Genomic DNA, 20,455 nt, shown 5'->3' on the forward strand with positions numbered 1-20,455 from the left:
TGCCGCTAGTTCCACTCGTGCCGCTAGTTCCACTCGTGCCGCTAGTTCCACTCGTGCCGCTAGTTCCACTCGTGCCGCTAGTTCCACTCGTGCCGCTAGTTCCACTCGTGCCGCTAGTTCCACTCGTGCCGCTAGTTCCACTCGTACCACTGGTACTCGTTCCGATGTTGTTACCGCCCGGCGTCGGCGCCGTCATATCGCTGCCGCCACACGCAGCCAGCGCGCAAGCCGCGGCAATGGCAGCGAGCGCAACGTTCGCCTTGATGAAATGATTTTGCATGGAAGCCCCCGTTCGCTTTTCAGCTCGATCATCCCGATAAGCATCTATCGTGCCATTGCGATCGGAATCAACGACGACTTCGCACCCATCCCGGAAAGCCGCCTCCCAAGGGCCATCCGCGCCGCGACGCACGACATCCGGTCTCGACCTCACGACCGTGATCAAGCCGCGCGTCCCGGGTAACGCGCACGTAACGCGGGCCCTGCGTTACGTAGCGTCGCATGACGAAAGGCGCGGCCCGGCCCCAGTCACCGCCATTCAAGCGCGTGTCCCCTCTCCGCATTCTCTGCACGGCTGAGCCTTTACACACACGTACGTGCGCACGCGAGGAAATCAACAGCCGGGCTACGAAGACTCGTGTTCCGTAGGGAATGTGCTTTAATGCCTCCGCTCAATGAGCGACGGATCAATCTCCGCGCGCATGACGTACGGTCGCGATCAACCGAACATCACAAAACTACGGGGCACGAGGAACACATGAAAAGGTATAGCGAGTTGTTGCAGGCTAAGGTCGCTCAGGAAGAGGCCGACTTCGAGAAGCGGCGCGATGAGGATCGAGAGCGGGTCAAAAAAACTATGGGTAATCGCGTCACATTCGATGAGCTGACAAAAAAACTGAAGCCGGAGTTTGATTGCTTCATTGAGCAAATCCAGGAATTTGGGTTTGCTGCAGTCTATTCGGAGCAAAAGGAAGGGCCATTCGCGGTTGGAGCGGAAGTCATATTCCGACTACATAGCAAAAACGTCCGAGCCCCACTGGATCGCGACAAAGATTGCCGAGTATGGATTGAGCTCGATGCAGAGAACGGAGTCGTACTCTGGGACTATCACGGTGACCTTCCGGAATATCATGCGAACCGGATTAAAACCGGCAAGCTCGGCAGCATCGGCGAAGAGTGTCTCGCTGCGCTGCCGCTTCGTCTGGAAGAATGTCTCAGAGCCTGTCTCCACGGTCGTAGGCTGAGCGACTCCCGGTATCGCTAATGAACGTTGCGCGCACGCAAAGGATTGCTTGAGCTCAATCACCGCGCATTCGAAACCTGCTAGCCGAGCACACCGATGCATGCCCGCTCACTCGTGCGGCAAGAGATATAAACAAATCCAACTGACTCTCATCCTGACAGGTCGCTCTCGGGGACCATCCAATAAGCGAAATGGGGGTCTTTTCGAGATGATCACCCCACCACTGCATGATCTTCCGGTGTTCCGGCAGGTACTCGGCATGGTTGTAAGCCACCCGGACGCCGTCACGCTCGCTATGAGCCAGCTGGCGCTCAATCCAGTCCCGGTTGAAATTGCGCTCGCTCAGATTATTCGACACGAGCCCACGGAAGCGTACAAGGCAGGGGCCAACAAGGTCTTCGTGGATCTCGGCACCACCCCTGCGTAATTCACGCGTCGCCCGACGAGCCTCACACCACCAGCGACGCGACGATCGCACACCACAACGCACATGCGCCGCACAAAAACACGCGCCGCGCGACGAACATCCGCGCTTCGTCATCGGGCGCCTTCATCGGCGATGTGGCAAGAAACGGCACGCTGACGAGGCACGCGAACCCGGCCAGCGCCGGCAGGATCACGACGTAGTCGCCGAACCGCCACGGCAGTGGCTCGTGCCAGCCCCAGTAGCCGAGAAACAGCATGCCCATCGAAAACATCGTCGCGGCAGCCGAACTGAGCGCGACCACCGATCCCGTCGGAAATTGCATGGGAGCCTCCCCTCGCGCGACGTGCGCGTCGCCGGATCATTATCCCGGCACGGCAGGAAAAAGCACAACGTCGACCGCGACCGACGCCTCGTTGCGCGCACCCCGTCAGCTGCTCATCTCGCCCAGGATCGCCATGATCTCCTCGGCCAGCAGCAGGCTCGCGAGCCCCCGGCCGTGCTTTTCGCGGCGCATGAGCGCCAGCACGTTGCGGCTGAACGCGCGATCGCGGATCGGCCGGTAAGTCAGGATCTCCTGACGGTACTCCTCGGCGATATCGAATTTGCTGAGGAACGCGATGCTTTCGCTTGCGGCGGCAAGACGCTTCATCGTCTCGATCGAATTGGTGCGGAACACGGGCTCGACGTCGATCCCCGCCTCCTCGAACGTATCGGCGACGATGCCGTGCATCAGCATCGAGCGATCCGCAAAGATCAGCGGATACGACGCGCAGTACGCGAGCGGGATCGACTCCATCCGCGCGAGCGCGTGCTTCGGCGAGATCACCGCGCCGAGGCTCGTATCCATTTCCCACAGGCTTTCGAGCTGCGGCGACGGCGGCAGGTTGAAGCCGAGGCCCAGATCGGCTTCGCCGCTGGCGAGCGCATCGGCGATCTCGCGCACGGACATCACGCGAATCGAAATCTTGATGTGAGGATGCTGCGCGCAGAAATTCACGGCCGCGGTGGAGGCAATGCCGCTGGCAAGACCGGTGACCGTCGCGATGATCACCTCGCCCTTCTGCAGCGTGTTGAGGTTGCGGATCTCGGCCTCGACCTGCCGGTATTCCGACATCGTCCTGCGCACGTGCGCCAGCAGGATCTCGCCGGCCGGCGTCAGACGCAGCCCGCGCGGCAGGCGCTCGAACAACGGCTCGCCGATCTCCTCCTCGAGCAGCAGCACATGCTTGTTGATCGCGGACGGCGCAACGTGAAGTTTCTCGCCGGCCGCACGGATCGAGCCACACCGGGCGACTTCGTCGATGTAGCGCAGCAATCGTGAGTGGAGCATGGGCACGGATCTCCTGAGTCGGCCCAGCGTACTCGAAAAGCGCACGCTCCGTGCAAAAAACGCTGCTTTTTAGAAACGGTGACTTCGGTTTTCATGGGTCCTGTCGCGTTCGCAGGCCGGCGACACACCCCGGCCGGTACGCGCATGTTGCGGCGCCCGCGTTTGCTGCGGCGCAAAAGCAGGTTCACACCAACCGATGAAAGCGAGACAAGTCATGTACCAAGCAGTCAGCGAGAGAACGGCCGGCGCATCCGGACAACGCGACCAGGTTGCGACGCACTACGACCAGGTGCGCGCGATTTTCGACATTCTCAACGGGAAGAAGGAAGCCGATCTCCTGCTGAAGAACCTGAACATCCTCGACGTGCACAGCGAGACGGTCTACCAGGGCTCGATCCTCGTGTACGACAAGCGCATCGTGGCGCTGAACCCGGACGAAACCGCGATCCGGGTGCGCGAGGTGTTCGACGGCGAAGGGCTCTACGCGATTCCCGGCCTGATCGACGCGCATATTCACTTCGATGCGCAACTCGCGCATCCGGCGGCGTTCGCCGAGGCGATCGTGCCGTGCGGCACGACGACGATCTTCTCCGAATGCCTCGATTTCGTCAGCGCGGCCGGCGCCGAGGCCGTGCCGGCCACCGAGCAGCTGTTCCGCGATCACGACCGCCTGCCGTATCGCGTGTTCGCGTTCGCGCCCGGCAAGAAGACGTCGGTCGACGTGACCGACGCGCTGCTGAAGATGGACCCGGTGATCGGCCTCGGCGAACTCGCGCACCTGACCTACAGCGTCGGCAACGACGACGACTTCCGCAAATCGGCGCTCGGCCGCGCGAAAGGCGGCTTCATGAACACGCACTGGGGCGTGACGGCGCTGTCGGACATGATGCTGAACTACATGCCCGCGATCGGCGCATTCGCGAACCACGACGTGTGGAAGGAGGACGACATCGAGAAAAGCGTGCGCTACGGGCTGCAGACGCAGATCAAGTTCGGCGTCGGCAGCCCCGAGGTGATCAAGATCATGCTGCGCGCGATCGTCAAGCGGAAATGGCCGTCCGAGAACTTCCAGCTGTGCGCCGACAACATCTCGGTGGACCGCCTGATGACCAAGGGCCACATGGACTGGATCGTGTCGCTGTGCGCGGAGATGGGCATCGATCCGATCCAGGCGATCAAGATGGCGACGCTCTACACGGCGCGCGCGTTCCGGATGGACAACCGCTTCGGGTCGCTGACCCCGGGCCGCTTCGCCGACATCGTGCTGACCGACAGCCTGTCGAAGATCAACCCGCGCTACGTATTCAAGGACGGCGAACTGGTCGCCCGCGACCGCAAGCTGCTGAAGCAGGCCGACGTCGACTACGCGCACATGGTGAAGCAGCCTGTGCCCGGCCTCGGCGACCTGACGCCCGAGCAACTGGATCTCGTGCCGCTGGAAGTCTCCGAGGACGGTACGCAGGCGAAGGTCTACCTGTTCGACGTGTACGGCCGCGGCCACGAAAAGTTCTTCCAGGAAGTGTGGGTGCCGCTACGCGACGGCAAGGTCGTGCCGGAAGTGGCCGGCGTCGCGCTCAACCGCATCTCGGTCGTGCAGCGCTATGCGAACGGCAAGCGTCACGTGGTCAACGGGCTGTTCAAGGGCGTGTCGATCGAGCGCGGTGCGGTGGCGACGTTCTGGCCGGCGCCGAAGGCGTACTTCGTCGCGGTCGGCAACGACAGCGCCGAGATGTGCCATTGCCTGCGGCAGGTCGATTCGTATGTGGGCGGCTGCGTCGTCACCGACGACCGTGCCGTGAAGGCCGTGCTGCCGCTCGACATCTACGGCGTGATGGCGAACATGAGCCTGTCGGACCTGCTCGGCGCGACCCGTTCTATCGACAGCGCGCTGGCAGCGCTCGGCAACCGCAACGAGGGCGAACCGGTGGTGAACAAGCTGCTGACGCTGTTCATCTCGCTCGACCGTTTCGGCTTCATGGCCTGACGCCGGCCACCGGAGGAGACGACCGGCGGGCGCCTGCGAGCCCCGCCGGCTATGGGAATCGCGGATGGCACCGGCATTTTCGCCCGGATACCTTCGTGCATTCCCCACGACAGCGCATCGCGCCGCCGCCCACCCGGCGCCCCGACACGCGCGGCAACACGAAGACAACCAAGGGACCACCATGGCGCACCATGCAAGGGAAGCGGAAGTCATCGATACCGGCAGCCTCACCCGGCGCTGGATCACCTATGTCGTCGGCATCTATATCCTCACGCTCGGCATCAGCTTCGCGATCCGTGCCGGCATCGGCATCTCGCCGCAAAGCAGCCTGACCCGGACGATGACGCTCGTCTACCGGCCGCTGAGCCAGGGCACGTACAACTTCATGCTCGAGCTGTTCATGCTGTTCCTGACCTTTCTGGTGCTGCGCAAGGATTTCCGCGCGAAGCACCTCGCGTCGCTGCTCCCCGCGTTCGTGCTGGCCAGCTGCCTCGACCTGAACCTGATGCTGACGCGCTCGATCGGCTTCCAGGACTACCTGCCGAAACTGGGCCTGCTCGCGTTCGCGGATGCGCTGCTCGCGTTCGGCCTGTTCCTGATGATCCGCGCGAACCTGGTGCTGATGCCGATCGACATGTTCGTCAACGCGATCTTCGAGCGCACCGGCTGGCGCTGGGGCGACATCAAGACGAGCTTCGACTGCACGCTGCTGCTCGTCAGCGCGGCGATCGGCCTGACGTTTCTCGGCAAACCCGAGTTCATCCGCGAAGGCACGTTCATGAACGCGATCCTCGTCGGCCAGTACATCAAGCTCTATTTCTTCCTGTTCAGGAAGGCCAAGGGCGTGACCGCATCGCTGCAGCGGCGATCGCTGGAGCACCGCCCCAACTAGCGCCCGCCTGCGGCAACCGGTGTCGCGGCGCAACCGCCGGCACCGGTTCACGCGCGGCGTCCGCGCCTCCCCTTGCACGGCATGGCGACGCCTCGTTCGCGGCGTCCGCCTGCGCGCGCCATCAGAAAACACGAAAGAGCGAAGAGAACCCATCATGCCGATGAACCGCATTTGCCTCGCCACGCTGAACCGGATCTTCCGCATTGCCGCCCCCGTCGCCGCGCTGACGATCGGCGCTCACGCCCACGCGCAATCGACGGTGCAGCTGTACGGCATCGTCGACGCGTGGGCCGGTTACCAGCGCGTGCCCGGCAACCCGGGCGCCGCGCAACTGGGCGGCGGCGGGCTGTCGACGTCGTTCTGGGGTTTCGGCGGCCAGGAGGATCTCGGCGGCGGCTACAAGGCCGTGTTCGCGATCGAAGGCTTCTTCCGCCCGCAGAACGGCCGGTTCGGCTCGTTCGACGGCGACCCGACCTTTTCCCGCAACGCGTACGTCGGTATCGCATCGCCATACGGCGCGCTCGCGCTCGGGCGGCAGAGCAGCCTGCTCTACCTGCAATCGGCGAAATTCAATCCGTTCTACGCGTCGTTCACGTTTTCGCCGACGATCGTGCAGCTTTACGCCAGCCTCGGCACCTATCCGGGCTTCCCGACCGACCAGGGGATACCGGGCGGCACGTCATGGAGCAACGCGATCCAGTATTCGACGCCGGATCTCGGCGGATTGAGCGGCGCGGCCATGTACGCGCCCGGCAACGAGCCGGGCGAGAACGGCGCGAAGAAATTCGCGGCGCAGGCGCAGTTCGCGCGCGGCGCGCTCGCGCTCGGGGCCGTCTACCAGTACCTGAACTTCAGCGCCGCGCCGGGCGATCTCGGCAAGCTGCTGAAGGGCTTCAGGAGCCAGACGACCGCGCAGCTCGGCGCGTCGTACGACCTGCGCATCGTGAAGCTGTTCGGTGAGTACACGTATGTCGCCAACACGCTCGCGGGTAGCAATTTTCACGTGAACATGCTGCAAGGCGGCGTGACGATTCCCGTCGGCATCGGCCGGATCCTCGCGTCGTATGCGTATTCGCGCGACAACAGCGCGCTCGACCAGGCGCGCAGCACCGCATCGATCAGCTACGACTATCCGCTGTCGAAGCGCACCGATGTCTATGCGGGGTATCTGTACGATCACGTGTCGAACCTGTCGACCGGCTGCACCTACGGCGCGGGGATCCGGACGCGGTTCTGACGGCAACGGTTCCACGGCCTGGCGGCGCCGCGTACGGTGGCGCCTCATCGATGATCGTTGTCACGGATTGACAGCGATCGGTTTCGCGTGAACGAAGCGCCAGCCGTCAACCCGGCTTCTTCGCGGCCTGCATGACGGAAATCCAGCCCACCACCGCCGCGGCGACCCAGCAGCAGGCGATCATCAGGTCGAGATCCATCCAGCCTTCGAAATTCGTGCTGTTTTCGAAGCTGCAGCGCTGATGGCCCCTGACCCATACGCAGCCACTGATGAACTGCTGGATGTGCATATAAACGCTGTAGACGGCAAAAGCCGACGCAATGACTGTGAGCCGCAAACGGACGTTCTTTTTCATGTGACGCGGATGCCGGTGGGAAAGCCTGTGCCGATCTTACGGCAACGGCAACCTGCCCGGCAATCCGTCACATCCTGGGGCGCCCGGATGCCCGCGGTTCACGCGTCGATCCGCCGGATCGTCCTCAGGCAGTCCGCCGCCAGCTGCTGGTAGATCCGCGTGCCGTTCGCCTTCGCGTCGATCTCCGCGTCGCTCAGCCGTCGCACGACGCGCCCCGGCATGCCCGCGAGCAGCACGCCACGCGGCACGTCGTAGCCGGCCTTCACGAACGCGCATGCGGCGACGATCGTCGTCGCGCCGATCGTCGCGCCGTCCATCACGACCGCGTTCATCCCGATCATCGTGTCGGGCTCGAGCGTCGCGCCATGCACGATCGCGCCGTGGCCGATGTGGCTGTTGACGCCGAGCCGGCACGTCTCGCCGATCCCGACGTGCAGCACGCAGCCGTCCTGCACGTTGCTGCCGTCTTCGACGACGATCGCGCCGAAGTCGCCGCGCAGGCTCGCATGCGGGCCGATGTAGCAGCGCGCGCCGATCGTCACGTCGCCGATCACGACCGCGGTCGGGTCGACGTATGCGGACGGATCGATGCGCGGCCGCATCCCGTTGAATTCGAACAGCGGCATCGGTCAGAGCGCCGCGGCCGCTTCCGGCACGAGCGTGAACAGGTCGCCGACCACACCATAGTCGGCCACGCTGAAGATCGGCGCCTCCGGATCCTTGTTGATCGCAACGATCACCTTCGAATCCTTCATGCCGGCGAGGTGCTGGATCGCACCCGAGATGCCGATCGCGAAGTACAGCTGCGGCGCGACGATCTTGCCGGTCTGGCCGACCTGGTAGTCGTTCGGCACGAAGCCGGCATCGACCGCCGCGCGCGAGGCGCCCAGTGCGGCTTGAAGCTTGTCGGCGAGCGGCTCCAGTACCTTCGTGTAGTTCTCGCCGCTGCCCAGGCCACGGCCGCCCGACACGATGATGTTCGCGCTGGTGAGTTCCGGACGGTCCAGCTTCGTCACTTCGCGGCTCACGAACTGCGCTTTGCCCGTATCGGCCGCCGCGTCGATTTTGTCGACAACTGCATTGCCGCCTTCTGCTGCCACCGCGTCGAACCCCGTCGCACGCACCGTGATCACCTTGACCGGATCGCCCGACTGCACCGTCGCGATCGCGTTGCCCGCGTAAATCGGGCGCTCGAACGTATCGGCCGACACCACCGCCGTGATCTCGGAGATCTGTGCGACATCCAGCTTCGCGGCAATGCGCGGCGCGATGTTCTTGCCGTAGGCCGTGGCCGGCACGACGATGTGCGAGTAGCCGTTCGCGACGCCCATCACCGTCGCTTCGACGTTCTCGGCCAGACCGTCGGCCAGCTGCGGCGCATCGGCCAGCAGCACCTTCGACACACCGGCGATCTTCGCCGCTGCCTCGGCCGCCGCCTGCGCGCCGTGTCCTGCGACGAGCACATGAATGTCGCCGCCGCCAGCGGCATTGAGCGCCTGTGCGGCCGCGACGGCATTCAGCGTCACGGCCTTGATCGACGCGTTGCCGTGTTCCGCAATCACCAGAATCGTCATTTCCTTGCGTTCCCTGTTACAGCACCTTGGCTTCGGTCTTCAGTTTCGCGACCAGCGTCTGCACGTCCGGCACCTTCACGCCGGCCGCGCGCTTCGGCGGCTCGTTCACCCTGAGCACCTTCAGGCGCGGCGTCACATCCACGCCGAGGTCGGCGGGCTTCACGACGTCGAGCGGCTTCTTCTTCGCCTTCATGATGTTCGGCAGCGTCACGTAGCGCGGCTCGTTCAGGCGCAGGTCGGTGGTGACGACCGCGGGCAGTTGAAGCGACAGCGTTTCCGCACCGCCGTCGACTTCACGCGCGACCGTCGCACGGCCGTCGGTCACCACCACCTTCGATGCAAACGTCGCCTGTGGCAAACCCGCGAGCGCAGCCAGCATCTGGCCGGTCTGGTTCGAATCGTCGTCGATTGCCTGCTTGCCGAGGATCACCAGTTGCGGCTGCTCCTTGTCGACCAGCGCCTTCAGCACCTTCGCGACGCCGAGCGGCTCGACGCCGTCGTTCGATTCGACGAGGATCGCGCGATCCGCGCCGATCGCGAGGGCCGTGCGCAGCGTCTCCTGCGCCTGCACGACGCCGACCGACACGGCGATCACTTCGGTCACGACGCCGGCCTCCTTCAACCGCACGGCTTCTTCCACCGCGATCTCGTCGAACGGGTTCATCGACATCTTCACGTTCGCGATGTCGACGCCCGTCCGGTCGGATTTCACGCCGACCTTCACGTTCGCGTCGACCACGCGTTTTACTGCCACGAGCGCTTTCAACTGCCTGTCTCCTGTTCCGTTGCGTGCACCGCGCCGCGTCAGCGCGCGGTAAACCCGCCGTCGATCACGAGCTCCGCGCCTGTGACGTAACGGCCTGCCGGCGACACGAGATACAGGATGCCGGCCGCGATGTCGCGCGGGCTGCCGATCTTCGCCATCGGCACGTTGGTCTGCATGTACTCGAACGCACGGTCGGGGTCTTGCCCCATCTGGCGGAATGCGTCCTCGAGCATCGGCGTGCGGATATAGCCGGGATGCACCGAGTTCGCGCGGATGTTCTTCGCCGCGTACAGCATCGCGTCGACCTTCGCCATCATCCGTACCGCGGCCTTCGACGCGTGATACGCGGGCACGTCCGGCCCGCCGACGATCCCGTACATCGACGACAGGTTCACGATCGAGCCGCCGCCGGCCGCGTCGATATGCGGAATCGCCGCACGCGTGCACAGGAACACGCCGTTGACGTTCACGTCCTGCACGCGCTGCCACTGCGCGAGCGTGAGCTCGTGCGTCGGCACGTTGTGGCCTTCGATGCCCGCGTTGTTCACGAGCACGTCGAGGCGCCCGAAGCGCGCGACGATCTCGCCGAACACGCGCGCCACGTCGGCCTCCTGCGTGACGTCGAGCGACCAGAACGCGGCCTGGCCGCCCTGCGCGCGGATTTCCTCGACCAGCGCTTCCGCCGGTTGCGACAGCACGTCGAGAATCGCGACGCTCGCGCCGGCGGCAGCCAGCGTGCGCGCGGTCTCCGCGCCGATGCCGCGCGCGCCGCCGGTGATCGCGGCCACCTTGCCGCGCAGGTCGAACAGGTCTTCGATGAGCTTCATGTTGTCTCCATGTAGGGGTTCAGACGGGCCGCCCGCATCGAGGCCGGCCGTCAAGGGCATCCGGCGTTATCGCGTATTCCGCGTCGCAAGGAAATCGAGGCATTCCCGATTGAAATAGTCGGCGTGTTCCACCATCACCCAGTGGCCGCACCGGTTCATCAGCACGAAGCGCGCATCGCGGCAGCGTTCGAGGAATTTCAGCGCGCCGCCGACCGGATTGAAGCGGTCGTCCGTGCCCCAGAAACCGAGCACCGGCGTACGCAGGTCGCCGAGCGCGTCGGTCAGGTTCGGCACGCTCATCGTCGACAGCACTTCGGTCGGCTGCTCGACGCACACCTTCATCCGCTCCGCGACGAGCGCGTCGGTGACGATCGCCGGGTCGTGCACGAGCAGCGTCAGCAGCTCGCGCATCGTGTCGTCATTCATCTGGCGATTGGTGAACAGCTTCACCATCCGCTGGATGCCTTCCATCCGGAAATAGGTGTCGCGATCCTCGACGCCGCCCGGCGCCATCATGATCAGCCCGTCGACCTCGTCCGGGAAATCGAGTGCGTACTTGAGCGCGATCGCGCCGCCGAGCGAGTTGCCGAGCAGCACGGCCGGCCCGATGCCGAGCGCGTCCAGCTGCGCATGCAGCGCGCCGACGAAGAAATCGAGCGTATAGGCGACGTCGGACGGCTTCGACGACTGCCCGTAACCGGGCAGGTCGACGACGATCGCGCGATAGCCGGCCGCCGCGAACGCGGGCACGTTGTGCTTGAAGTTGCTGAAACCGCTGGCGCCCGGGCCGCTGCCGTGGATGAACACCACGGGCCGGCCTTCGCCCGCCTCGTAGTGGTGCAGGCGCAGGCCGCCCGGCACGTCGGTGAAGATGCCGGCCGGCGGCGTCGTGGGGATCGTCATCGCGGGTTGTCTCCTTCGTCGTTCGATGGATGTCTGCCACGATGATTGCGCCGCCGGCGCCGGCCGGCATCATCCTTTCAGACTACGAAGCCGCGCGCGCTTCTTCCTATCATCGGCCCACCGAAACGGAGGCAACGATGAACGGATTCGACTACAGCGGCAAGACGGTGCTCGTGACGGGCGGCACCAAGGGCATCGGGCGGCGCATCGCCGAACGGTTTCTCGCGGCGGGGGCGCGCGTATTCGTCTGCGGACGCAGCGCGCCCGACACGCCGCCGTCAAGCGGCGGCCGCACGGCGACGTTCGTCGCGGCCGACCTGCGCGACATCGAACAGGTCGACGCGATGCTCGCGACGATCCGCGCTGCGGCGGGCGGGCTCGACGTGCTCGTCAACAACGCGGGCGGCTCGCCGTTCGCGCTCGCGGCCGATGCGTCGCCGCGCTTCACCGAGTCGATCGTCCGGCTGAACCTGATCGCGCCGCTGCAGCTCGCGCAGCGCGTGAACGCGATCATGCAGCCGCAGCCCGACGGCGGCGTGATGCTGTTCATCGCGAGCGTCAGCGCATCGCGCCCCTCACCCGGCACGGCCGCGTACGGCGCCGCGAAAGCGGGCCTCGTCAACGCGGTCACGTCGCTCGCGGTCGAGTGGGCGCCGCGCGTACGCGTGTGCGCGATCAGCCCGAGCCTCGTGCAGACGGAATCGGCCACCGAAGGCCACTACGGCGACGACGCTGCGCTCGACGCGATCCGCGCGACGATTCCCGCCGGACGGCTCGCGACCCCCGACGACGTCGCCGCCGCGTGCCTGTTCCTCGCCTCGCCGGAAGCGTCGTACACGTCGGGAGCGAACCTGCGGCTCGACGGCGGCGGCGAGCGGCCCGCGTTCCTCACGGCCGCGCAGGCAACCGCACGCTGATGCACGCAGGGCAATCGGTGCGGCACGAATCGTTGCCAGTCCTAGGGAAGTCATCTAGTTCATTTTGACGATTCCCTGCTACCGCGATCTCCCTACTCTGCCTCTCACGACAACACACAGTCGACCGTCGTCGATACCCCCAAGAGGAGACACCATGCATCAACGGATTTCGCGCCGTACCGACAAGCGGGCAACCGCCACGCTGTCGACGCTGGCCGCCGCGCTGCTGACGTGCGCCGTGCCCAGCGCACACGCCGGCAGCACGATCGAGCTGGGCGCCGACACGACGCTGGACTACACGTTCACGCTCAGCTACGGCCTCGGCATGCGCACCCGCGCACCGAGCGGCAATCTCCTCACGCCGGCGAACATCAACGGCGACGACGGCGACCGCAACTTCGCGAAGAACAAGGTGATCGAGAACCAGGTCAGCCTGCTCGGCGAAGTGAACCTGAAGCACGACGACTGGGGCGTGTTCGTGCGCGCCGATACGTTCTACGACCAGGCGTATCACCGTCCGAACTACAACGACGCGCCGGGCACCGTGAACCAGTCGGGCCAGTACAACAACTTCACGAGCGATGCGCGCTACTGGTCGGGCGGCCACACGACGCTGCTCGCCGCGTATGCGTACAACACGTTCCACATCGGCTCGACGAGCCTGAACGTGAAGGTCGGCGACCAGGTCGTCGCGTGGGGTGAAAGCCTGTTCTTCCCGAACATCGCGGGCGCACAGGGGCCGTCCGACGCGACCAAGTCGTACATGGCCGGCGCCGAGGTGAAGGACATCCTGCTGCCGGTGCCGCAGATCTCGACGCAGTGGCAGATCACGCCGAACTTCAGCCTGCTCGGCTACTACCAGTTCTCGTACCAGCAGAACCGCCTGACCGCGCCCGGCACGTACTGGAGCTATTCCGACGTCACGGGCCCCGGTGCGCAGTACATCATCGGCCCGGGCGGGATGATCATTCCGCGCGGCCCGGACGACAAGCCGAGCGCCCGCAACCAGTGGGGGATCGGCGCGCGCTTCCGCGTCCTCGGCGACACCGAGCTCGGCCTGTATCACCTGCACTACAACGACATGAACCCGAGCGTCGTCACGACCTACTTCCCGACGCTCCAGTACCAGCAGACCTACTTCAGCAACATCAAGCTGACCGGCGCGAGCTTCTCGACGCAGGTCGGCCCCGTGAACGTCGCGGGTGAAGTGTCGTACCGCCAGGGCGCGGCGGTGCTCGTCAACACGCCGACGGGCCCGCAGTCGACCCGCGCGAACGTGCTGCAGACGAACCTGTCGGGCATCTACTCGATCGGGCCGAGCTTCCTCGCGAATTCGCAGTCGCTGATCGGCGAACTCACGTACGTGCATGCGGGCAGCATCTCGGAGCTCGACGGCTCGACCACGCTCGCGAATTCGCGCAACGCGCTCGCGATGGAGATCGCGTGGACGCTCAGCTACAAGAACGTGTTCAACGGCTGGGATCTCGACGTGCCGCTGACCTACACGCACGACCTGACGGGCACGTCGCCGCTCGCCGGCGCGCTCGGCTCGCTGACGGGCCAGGGCGACCACCGCGTGACCGCCGGCGTGACCTTCACGCGCCTGAGCAACCTGCAACTGTCGCTCGTCTACGCGAAGTTCCTCGGATCGCCGAACCCGGTCACGCGCCCGCTCGCGGATCGCGACTACGTGCTGGCCACGGCGACCTACCACTTCTGAGCGGCCCGGCCGCTCGTCATTTAGCACTATGAGGACCGATATGAAACGCATTCATCTCCCCCTCCTGCGCGCGTCGGTGATGGCCGCGTGCGCGGTCGTCGCGACGGCGTCGTTCCCGAAGGTCACGCCGGACGACCTGAAGGCGCTCGACGGCCCGCTGACGCCGATGGGCGCGGTGCGCGCCGCGAGCAAGGACAGCGGCGTGCCCGAGTGGTCGGGCAAGTGGCTCGGCACGCCGCCGGACGTGCAGTACAAGCGCGGCAGCCGCTACCCCGATCCGTTCGCGAGCGACAAGCCGGTCGCGACGATCACCGCGGAAAACATGGCGCAGTACGCCGAGCACCTGACCGACGGCCAGAAGGCGATGTTCAAGCGCTACCCGGCTTCGTTCAAGATCAACGTCTACCCGAGCCATCGCGACTTCCGCTACGCGGATTCCGTGTACAAGGACATCCGCGCGTATTCGCCTGATTCGACGATGACGTCCGACGCGAACGGCCTCACGAACGCGCCGCCGACGGTGCCCTACCCGATCCCGAAAACCGCCGCCGAGCTGCTGTGGAACCAGCGCTTCTCGTCGGCGATCGGCGCCGAGCAGGCGACCTACGACCAGGCGGTCGTGTACTCGGACGGCAACATCGCATGGGGCAAGGTGCGCTACGACATTTACTCGCCGCGCAACTCCGGCAAGTTCGACGTGAAAAGCGACCTGAACAACCGCACGTACTACCGCAACGCGACGGAGCTGCCGCTGTCCGACCGCGGCTCGCTGATCGTCGGTTTCACGAACTGGGACAAGGCCGGCGCGGACAACTCGTCGCGCACGTGGATGTACAACCCCGGCACGCGGCGCGTGCGCCAGGCGCCCGAGTACGGCTATGACCAGCCGCAAGGCCCGGGCGGCTTCCGCACCGTCGACGACGACCGCCTGTACAACGGCCCCGGCGACCGCTACGACTGGAAGATCGTCGGCAAGCGCGAGATCTACGTGCCGTACGACAACTACAAGGCGATGGACAGCTCGGTAAAGTACGCGGACCTGCTGACCAAGGGCCACGAGAACCCGTCGTACATCCGCTACGAGCTGCATCGCGTGTGGGTGCTGCAGGCGACGCTGAAGAGCAACTACCGCCACCAGTATGCGAAGCGCGTGCTGTACATCGACGAGGATTCGTGGATGACGCTGCTCGCCGACAACTACGACGCGCGCGGCCAGCTGTGGCGCACCAACGTCGCGACGACGCTGTACGCGTATGACGCGAAGGTGTTCTACCCGGGCGTCGTGTTCTATCACGACCTGATCTCCGGCGCGTACATGGCCGACCGCCTGACGAACGAAGGCCCGATGCCGAAGCTCGACAACAGCCCGCAGTTCAACGAGGCGTACTTCTCGCCGGACGCGATCCGCAGTTCGGGTAACTAAGCAACCGGTTGACGCGGCACGCCCGCGACCCACGCGCCGGAGCCCCGCTCCGGCGCCCGACGCCGCCCGCGACGGCGGCCTTTTCCATTCGATTCATTCGAGATTCGAGGGCCCTTTCATGTCTTCCCGCCTGCATACGACGCTCGGCGACGAGCTGTACGCCGCGTGGCACGCGCGTGCGCCGGTCGCGCCGCTGTCGAGCCGCCCGCGCCGCCTGTCGCTCGACGACGCCTACCGCATCCAGCAGCGCTTCATCGAACGCCGCGTCGAACACGGTGAGGCTGTGGTCGGCAAGAAGATCGGCGTGACGAGCCAGGCCGTGCAGGACATGCTGAACGTGCGCCAGCCCGATTTCGGCATCCTGCTGTCCGGCATGCACTACGCGGCCGGCGAAGCGATCGCCGCCGATTCGCTGATCGCGCCGCGCGCCGAAGGCGAGATCGCGTTCATCCTCGCGCGCGACCTGCGCGGCCCCGGCATCGACCGCACCGACGTGATCGCCGCGACGGCCGCCGTCGCGCCCTGCTTCGAGATCGTCGACTCGCGCATCCGCGACTGGGCAATCCGCATCGAGGACACCGTCGCCGACAACGCGTCGTGCGGCGTGTACGTGCTCGGCGACGCGCGCGTCGATCCGCGCACGCTCGACCTCGCCGCGTGCGAGATGACGATCGACAAGAACGGCGAGCAAGTCGCGCAAGGGCGCGGCGACGCGGCGCTCGGCCACCCCGCCGACGCGGTCGCGTGGCTCGCGAACACGCTCGCCGCGTACGACGTGCCGCTGCTCGCCGGCGAGATCGTGCTGTCCGGCTCGCTCGCGAAACTGATTCCGGTCACGGCCGGCGACGCACTGTCGATGCACATCTCCGGCATCGGCAGTTGCGACGTCCGCTTTATCTAAAGGAACCATCCTGATGAAGAAAATCAAATGCGCATTGATCGGGCCCGGCAACATCGGCACCGACCTGCTCTACAAGCTGCGCCGCTCGACGGTGCTCGAACCCGTGTGGATGGTCGGCGTCGATCCGGCGTCCGACGGCCTCGCGCGGGCGCGCGAGTTCGGCCTGAAGACGACCGACAAGGGCGTCGACGGGCTGCTGCCGCACGTCGTCGCCGACGATATCCGCATCGCGTTCGACGCGACCTCAGCCTATGTTCACCGCGACAACTCCGACAAGCTCACCGCGCTCGGCGTGAAGATGATCGACCTGACGCCCGCCGCGATCGGGCCGTACTGCGTGCCGCCGGTGAACCTCGACGCGCACCTCGACAGCGCGCAGACGAACGTGAACATGGTGACCTGCGGCGGCCAGGCGACGATCCCGATGGTGTATGCGGTATCGCGCGTGCAGCCGGTTGCGTACGGCGAGATCGTCGCGACCGTGTCGTCGCGCTCGGTCGGCCCCGGCACGCGCAAGAACATCGACGAATTCACGCGCACGACGTCCGGCGCGATCGAACAGGTCGGCGGCGCCCGCAAGGGCAAGGCGATCATCGTGATCAACCCGGCCGAGCCGCCGCTGATCATGCGCGACACGATCCACTGCCTGACCGACGGGCCGCCCGACGTCGATGCAATTACCGCGTCCGTGCATGCGATGGTCAAGGAAGTGCAACGCTACGTGCCCGGCTACACGCTGAAGAACGGCCCGGTGTTCGACGGCAATCGCGTGTCGGTGTTCATGGAAGTCGAAGGGCTCGGCGACTACCTGCCGAAGTACGCGGGCAACCTCGACATCATGACCGCCGCCGCGGCCGCCACGGCCGAGCGTTTCGCCGAACAGATGCTGGCCGCCACGGCCGCCACCGCTTGAGTTGAGGAGCCACGCAATGTCACTTGCAGGCAAGAAGATCACCGTCCACGACATGTCGCTGCGCGACGGGATGCACCCGAAGCGCCACCAGATCACGCTCGACCAGATGCGCAACATCGCGCGCGGGCTCGACGCGGCCGGCGTGCCGCTGATCGAGGTCACGCACGGCGACGGGCTCGGCGGCGCATCGGTCAACTACGGTTTCCCCGCGCATACCGACGAGGCGTACCTGAGCGCCGTGATTCCGGAGTTGAAGCAGGCGAAGGTGTCGGCGCTGCTGCTGCCCGGCATCGGCACCGTCGAGCACCTGCGCATGGCGCACGAACTCGGCGTCGGCACGATCCGCGTCGCGACGCACTGCACCGAGGCCGACGTGTCGGAGCAGCACATCGGCCTCGCGCGCACGCTCGGGCTCGATACGGTCGGCTTCCTGATGATGGCGCACATGTCGTCGCCGGAGCAGCTCGTCGTGCAGGCGAAGCTGATGGAATCGTACGGCGCGAACTGCATCTACATCACCGATTCGGCCGGCCACATGCTGCCCGACGACGTGACCGCGCGCATCAGCCAGGTGCGCGACGCGCTGAAGCCGGAGACGGAACTCGGCTTCCACGGCCACCACAACCTCGCGATGGGCGTCGCGAACTCGGTCGCGGCGGTTGCCGCCGGCGCGAACCGGATCGACGCGGCCGCGGCCGGCCTGGGCGCCGGTGCGGGCAATACGCCGATGGAAGTGTTCGTCGCGGTGTGCGACCGGATGGGGATTGAAACCGGCGTCGACGTGTTCGCGATCTCGGACGTCGCCGAGGATCTCGTCGTGCCGATCATGGACGCGCCGATCCGCCTCGACCGCGATGCACTGACGCTCGGCTATGCGGGCGTCTACTCGTCGTTCCTGCTGTTCGCGAAGCGCGCGGAAGCGAAGTACGGGATTCCCGCGCGCGACATCCTCGTCGAACTGGGCCGGCAACGGCTCGTCGGCGGGCAGGAAGACATGATCGAGGATGCGGCACTGACGATGGTGCGGGCGCGGGAGGTGGCGGCGTAATCGACGGACTCGACGCGGTATCGGGTTGCATCACCCGGTACCGCGTCGATCATGTGAAACGGGGCGCGATGCGCCCCGTTTTCTTTTCTGAACGCGCCGGTTATTGCACCGGCTCCGCCGACGGCATCGCGAACGTCCCTTGCAGCACGCTGCCGGTCGGCTCGTAGGCGCGCGCGAACAGCGTGAACGGCCGACCGTCGGCCGGCGTCGGCAGCCAGTTCGCGGCCGACGCGCCATCGGGGCGCGCCGCCTGCAGCACGATGTCGATACTGCCGTCCGGATTGACGGCCAGGCCGCGCGTGCGGCTGCCGATCTGGTAGCGGCCGATCGGATTGGCGTTCAGGAACTGGCCGTCCGGATCGACCGCATACAGCGACACCGACCAGAACGCGTTCGACGGAATCCCGCCCGGCGGCAGGCGCAACCGATAGCGGCGGCTGCCGAGCAACGGCTGCGCGTGCGCGTCGCGGAACGTGATCCAGTAATTGGCTTCGTCGCGGCTCACGCCGAGAATCCCCATTCCCATCGCCAGGGCGAGCGCACGCAACGGGTAGTCGCGCTGCTCGGTCGTGCCGAGCTTCGACCCCGGCGGGTTGTAGTTGATCCAGCCGTGCGATCCTGCCGCGGCAAGGTAGGTCTTCACGAACTGCTGCTCGAGCGCCGGATAGGCCGCCGTCCACGCCGCGCGGATATCGTCCGGCAGTCGATCCCACGAACATTCGGCACCGCAGATGCCGATGCGGCGATACCGTTCGATCAGCGCGCGATCATGCGCGGGCGGCGGATCGAGCGCCAGCATCTGGTTCGCGATCGCGACGAAGTTCTGCGCATCGTCGCCGCGCGGCCGGATGCGTGACGGGGCATGCGCGTTCACGTCCGCGGCGGCACTTTCGGGCGTGATGCGGAACCCGTCCTGCACAGCATGGGCGGCCGCGAGATCGGCCGGCCCGTCAACCGCGACACGCAGATTGACGTAGACGTCGTTGGCCGGCGCGCGAACCAGCCGCACCTCATCCGGAACGGCCCCCTTCCAGCCGGGCCCGACCAGCAGGTAATGCTGCGGCGCCGTGCCCGTCGTGCGGTGCCCGGCATAGAAAAACGTGTTCGAGTAGAAATCGATCAACGTCAGGACCGTGTAGCGCCCGGCCGTGTCGGGCGTATCGATCATGACCGGGCCGTGTGCGAGATCGATCCAGGCGGTCGAATACAGCGCGTCGACGATCGGCGAATTGGCCCAGCGATCGTCGGGCGTGGCGATCTCACGCGCGTGTGCGAACCGGTTCAACGTCGTGCTGGTGCGCGCGCCGGTCGTTTCCAGCGCCGTCCAGCGGTACTGCGACAGCTTGAAAAGCGGAAACGCGTAGTCGTAGGCTTCGCGGATCAGCGTGCCGGTTGCCGGCTCGTCCGCGCGGGCGGCCGGCGCGGACAGCACGGCCGACACGGCGAGCGCGGTGGCACAAACGATGCGCCTGACCCGTGGACGACGGGGGAAAGGCGCGTAACGGGAGAACGGGGCCGAACCAGGCGGCTTGCGGGCGGACAGTGTCATGCGGGTCCTCTGTCGATGGTGACGGGCGCGGGGGTGGCGCATACGCGCCGAGACAGACCCTATCGCCCACGTATCGACGCCGAATCGTCCGATCGGATGAACGACTGCCCGGCATGAACCATGCGCATCGTCATGCCCCGAGACACCGGATGCAGCGCCTGCTGACACGACGCTGTCAGCAGCCACGGCGCAGCATGAATCGAACGACGTTCAAGGAGCGACCTATCGTGCCGAATTCGGGTCATCTCGCCCCGGCCGCCTGCGCCACCGCCGAACGGCGCGGCATGACGCTGCTGACCCTGTGCCTCGCCGTGCTCGTCGCGCAGGTCGACACGGCCGTCGTCAATCTCGCGACGCGTGCGATCGGCGACTATTTCCACGCGGGCGTCGGCGCATTGCAATGGGTCGTCGACAGTTACAACCTCACTTACGCGGTGCTGCTGCTG

At 65.9% G+C, this 20,455-nt stretch carries 20 protein-coding genes and 2 pseudogenes; 12 read left to right on the forward strand and 10 right to left on the reverse strand.

The features are described 5' to 3' along the window. Positions 1-280: pseudogene (locus G3N99_RS15270) on the reverse strand (collagen-like triple helix repeat-containing protein); the annotation flags it as partial. Positions 281-757: 477 nt separating this feature from the next. Here G3N99_RS15270 and G3N99_RS15275 point away from each other — a divergent pair. Next, complete coding sequence (locus G3N99_RS15275; RefSeq protein ID WP_206122803.1) at positions 758-1,264, forward strand: hypothetical protein; 507 nt, start codon at positions 758-760, stop codon at positions 1,262-1,264. Between the two features lie 187 nt (positions 1,265-1,451). Beyond that, positions 1,452-1,670, forward strand: coding sequence for a hypothetical protein (locus G3N99_RS42550; RefSeq protein ID WP_206122804.1), 219 nt, complete (start codon positions 1,452-1,454; stop codon positions 1,668-1,670). A 22-nt stretch (positions 1,671-1,692) separates the two neighbouring features. Here the strand turns inward: G3N99_RS42550 and G3N99_RS15285 are convergent, their stop codons facing one another. Together G3N99_RS15285 and G3N99_RS15290 are read right to left on the reverse strand one after the other, a co-directional pair. Beyond that, entirely contained in the window at positions 1,693-1,992 is a 300-nt protein-coding gene (locus G3N99_RS15285) for a hypothetical protein (RefSeq protein WP_174940873.1), read from the reverse strand. 105 nt (positions 1,993-2,097) lie between these two features. Next, a complete protein-coding gene (locus tag G3N99_RS15290; RefSeq protein ID WP_174940871.1) occupies positions 2,098-3,000 on the reverse strand; it encodes a LysR family transcriptional regulator in 903 nt (300 codons plus the stop codon). Between the two features lie 214 nt (positions 3,001-3,214). Between G3N99_RS15290 and G3N99_RS15295 the strand changes: the two genes are divergently transcribed. The 3 genes from G3N99_RS15295 (at position 3,215) to G3N99_RS15305 (ending at position 7,113) form a co-directional block, all read left to right on the forward strand. Further along, on the forward strand, positions 3,215-4,984 hold the full coding sequence (locus G3N99_RS15295) for an adenine deaminase C-terminal domain-containing protein (RefSeq protein WP_241011654.1): 1,770 nt from the start codon (positions 3,215-3,217) through the stop codon (positions 4,982-4,984). 181 nt (positions 4,985-5,165) lie between these two features. Further along, positions 5,166-5,876 carry a DUF6198 family protein gene (locus G3N99_RS15300; RefSeq protein ID WP_174940867.1) on the forward strand — a complete coding sequence of 237 codons (711 nt, stop codon included), beginning with the start codon at positions 5,166-5,168 and terminating at the stop codon, positions 5,874-5,876. 154 nt (positions 5,877-6,030) lie between these two features. Beyond that, positions 6,031-7,113: a porin gene (locus G3N99_RS15305; protein ID WP_206122806.1), complete on the forward strand. Its 1,083-nt coding sequence runs from the start codon at positions 6,031-6,033 to the stop codon at positions 7,111-7,113. Between the two features lie 106 nt (positions 7,114-7,219). Here the strand turns inward: G3N99_RS15305 and G3N99_RS15310 are convergent, their stop codons facing one another. The 6 genes from G3N99_RS15310 to G3N99_RS15335 form a co-directional block, all read right to left on the reverse strand. Then, positions 7,220-7,468, reverse strand: coding sequence for a hypothetical protein (locus tag G3N99_RS15310; RefSeq protein WP_174940863.1), 249 nt, complete (start codon positions 7,466-7,468; stop codon positions 7,220-7,222). Between the two features lie 98 nt (positions 7,469-7,566). Continuing rightward, positions 7,567-8,094, reverse strand: a complete 528-nt coding sequence (locus G3N99_RS15315) for a transferase hexapeptide repeat family protein (RefSeq protein ID WP_174940861.1) — start codon at positions 8,092-8,094, stop codon at positions 7,567-7,569. Between the two features lie 3 nt (positions 8,095-8,097). Beyond that, on the reverse strand, positions 8,098-9,042 hold the full coding sequence (locus G3N99_RS15320) for an FAD-binding protein (RefSeq protein WP_206122807.1): 945 nt from the start codon (positions 9,040-9,042) through the stop codon (positions 8,098-8,100). Positions 9,043-9,058: 16 nt separating this feature from the next. After that, a complete protein-coding gene (locus tag G3N99_RS15325; RefSeq protein WP_206122808.1) occupies positions 9,059-9,808 on the reverse strand; it encodes an electron transfer flavoprotein subunit beta/FixA family protein in 750 nt (249 codons plus the stop codon). 38 nt (positions 9,809-9,846) lie between these two features. Next, complete coding sequence (locus G3N99_RS15330) at positions 9,847-10,635, reverse strand: SDR family NAD(P)-dependent oxidoreductase (protein ID WP_174940855.1); 789 nt, start codon at positions 10,633-10,635, stop codon at positions 9,847-9,849. A 66-nt stretch (positions 10,636-10,701) separates the two neighbouring features. Continuing rightward, a complete protein-coding gene (locus G3N99_RS15335) occupies positions 10,702-11,538 on the reverse strand; it encodes an alpha/beta hydrolase (RefSeq protein WP_206122809.1) in 837 nt (278 codons plus the stop codon). Between the two features lie 137 nt (positions 11,539-11,675). On the opposite strand from G3N99_RS15335, the gene G3N99_RS15340 reads away from it, so the two are divergent. The 6 genes from G3N99_RS15340 (at position 11,676) to dmpG (ending at position 18,460) form a co-directional block, all read left to right on the forward strand. Then, positions 11,676-12,455, forward strand: coding sequence for an SDR family oxidoreductase (locus G3N99_RS15340; protein WP_206122810.1), 780 nt, complete (start codon positions 11,676-11,678; stop codon positions 12,453-12,455). Between the two features lie 154 nt (positions 12,456-12,609). After that, positions 12,610-14,175, forward strand: coding sequence for a DUF1302 family protein (locus G3N99_RS15345; RefSeq protein ID WP_206122811.1), 1,566 nt, complete (start codon positions 12,610-12,612; stop codon positions 14,173-14,175). Between the two features lie 40 nt (positions 14,176-14,215). Next, complete coding sequence (locus G3N99_RS15350) at positions 14,216-15,598, forward strand: DUF1329 domain-containing protein (protein WP_174940847.1); 1,383 nt, start codon at positions 14,216-14,218, stop codon at positions 15,596-15,598. Between the two features lie 118 nt (positions 15,599-15,716). Then, positions 15,717-16,499 carry a 2-oxopent-4-enoate hydratase gene (gene dmpE, locus G3N99_RS15355; RefSeq protein ID WP_122947141.1) on the forward strand — a complete coding sequence of 261 codons (783 nt, stop codon included), beginning with the start codon at positions 15,717-15,719 and terminating at the stop codon, positions 16,497-16,499. A gap of 13 nt (positions 16,500-16,512) precedes the next feature. Next, the gene (locus G3N99_RS15360; RefSeq protein WP_174940845.1) at positions 16,513-17,412 is read left to right on the forward strand and encodes an acetaldehyde dehydrogenase (acetylating); all 900 of its coding nucleotides are present in this window, start codon (positions 16,513-16,515) and stop codon (positions 17,410-17,412) included. 16 nt (positions 17,413-17,428) lie between these two features. Next, positions 17,429-18,460 (forward strand): 4-hydroxy-2-oxovalerate aldolase, encoded by a 1,032-nt coding sequence (dmpG, locus tag G3N99_RS15365; protein ID WP_059240447.1) that lies wholly within the window; start codon positions 17,429-17,431, stop codon positions 18,458-18,460. A gap of 100 nt (positions 18,461-18,560) precedes the next feature. Here the strand turns inward: dmpG and G3N99_RS15370 are convergent, their stop codons facing one another. After that, entirely contained in the window at positions 18,561-19,901 is a 1,341-nt protein-coding gene (locus tag G3N99_RS15370) for a DUF1254 domain-containing protein (RefSeq protein WP_346778488.1), read from the reverse strand. A gap of 392 nt (positions 19,902-20,293) precedes the next feature. Here G3N99_RS15370 and G3N99_RS41905 point away from each other — a divergent pair. Next, positions 20,294-20,455 (forward strand): annotated as a pseudogene (locus tag G3N99_RS41905) (MFS transporter); the annotation flags it as partial.

Source organism: Burkholderia sp. Ac-20392, from assembly GCF_017104585.1.
GTDB lineage: Bacteria > Pseudomonadota > Gammaproteobacteria > Burkholderiales > Burkholderiaceae > Burkholderia > Burkholderia lata.

Excerpts from the sequence above, each read along its gene's own strand:
- G3N99_RS15275 (WP_206122803.1), top strand. The coding sequence starts at position 758 with ATGAAAAGGTATAGCGAGTTGTTGCAGGCTAAGGTCGCTCAGGAAGAG.
- G3N99_RS42550 (WP_206122804.1), top strand. The coding sequence starts at position 1,452 with ATGATCACCCCACCACTGCATGATCTTCCGGTGTTCCGGCAGGTACTC.
- G3N99_RS15285 (WP_174940873.1), bottom strand. The coding sequence starts at position 1,992 with ATGCAATTTCCGACGGGATCGGTGGTCGCGCTCAGTTCGGCTGCCGCG.
- G3N99_RS15290 (WP_174940871.1), bottom strand. The coding sequence starts at position 3,000 with ATGCTCCACTCACGATTGCTGCGCTACATCGACGAAGTCGCCCGGTGT.
- G3N99_RS15295 (WP_241011654.1), top strand. The coding sequence starts at position 3,215 with ATGTACCAAGCAGTCAGCGAGAGAACGGCCGGCGCATCCGGACAACGC.
- G3N99_RS15300 (WP_174940867.1), top strand. The coding sequence starts at position 5,166 with ATGGCGCACCATGCAAGGGAAGCGGAAGTCATCGATACCGGCAGCCTC.
- G3N99_RS15305 (WP_206122806.1), top strand. The coding sequence starts at position 6,031 with ATGCCGATGAACCGCATTTGCCTCGCCACGCTGAACCGGATCTTCCGC.
- G3N99_RS15310 (WP_174940863.1), bottom strand. The coding sequence starts at position 7,468 with ATGAAAAAGAACGTCCGTTTGCGGCTCACAGTCATTGCGTCGGCTTTT.
- G3N99_RS15315 (WP_174940861.1), bottom strand. The coding sequence starts at position 8,094 with ATGCCGCTGTTCGAATTCAACGGGATGCGGCCGCGCATCGATCCGTCC.
- G3N99_RS15320 (WP_206122807.1), bottom strand. The coding sequence starts at position 9,042 with ATGACGATTCTGGTGATTGCGGAACACGGCAACGCGTCGATCAAGGCC.
- G3N99_RS15330 (WP_174940855.1), bottom strand. The coding sequence starts at position 10,635 with ATGAAGCTCATCGAAGACCTGTTCGACCTGCGCGGCAAGGTGGCCGCG.
- G3N99_RS15335 (WP_206122809.1), bottom strand. The coding sequence starts at position 11,538 with ATGACGATCCCCACGACGCCGCCGGCCGGCATCTTCACCGACGTGCCG.
- G3N99_RS15340 (WP_206122810.1), top strand. The coding sequence starts at position 11,676 with ATGAACGGATTCGACTACAGCGGCAAGACGGTGCTCGTGACGGGCGGC.
- G3N99_RS15345 (WP_206122811.1), top strand. The coding sequence starts at position 12,610 with ATGCATCAACGGATTTCGCGCCGTACCGACAAGCGGGCAACCGCCACG.
- G3N99_RS15350 (WP_174940847.1), top strand. The coding sequence starts at position 14,216 with ATGAAACGCATTCATCTCCCCCTCCTGCGCGCGTCGGTGATGGCCGCG.
- dmpE (WP_122947141.1), top strand. The coding sequence starts at position 15,717 with ATGTCTTCCCGCCTGCATACGACGCTCGGCGACGAGCTGTACGCCGCG.
- G3N99_RS15360 (WP_174940845.1), top strand. The coding sequence starts at position 16,513 with ATGAAGAAAATCAAATGCGCATTGATCGGGCCCGGCAACATCGGCACC.
- dmpG (WP_059240447.1), top strand. The coding sequence starts at position 17,429 with ATGTCACTTGCAGGCAAGAAGATCACCGTCCACGACATGTCGCTGCGC.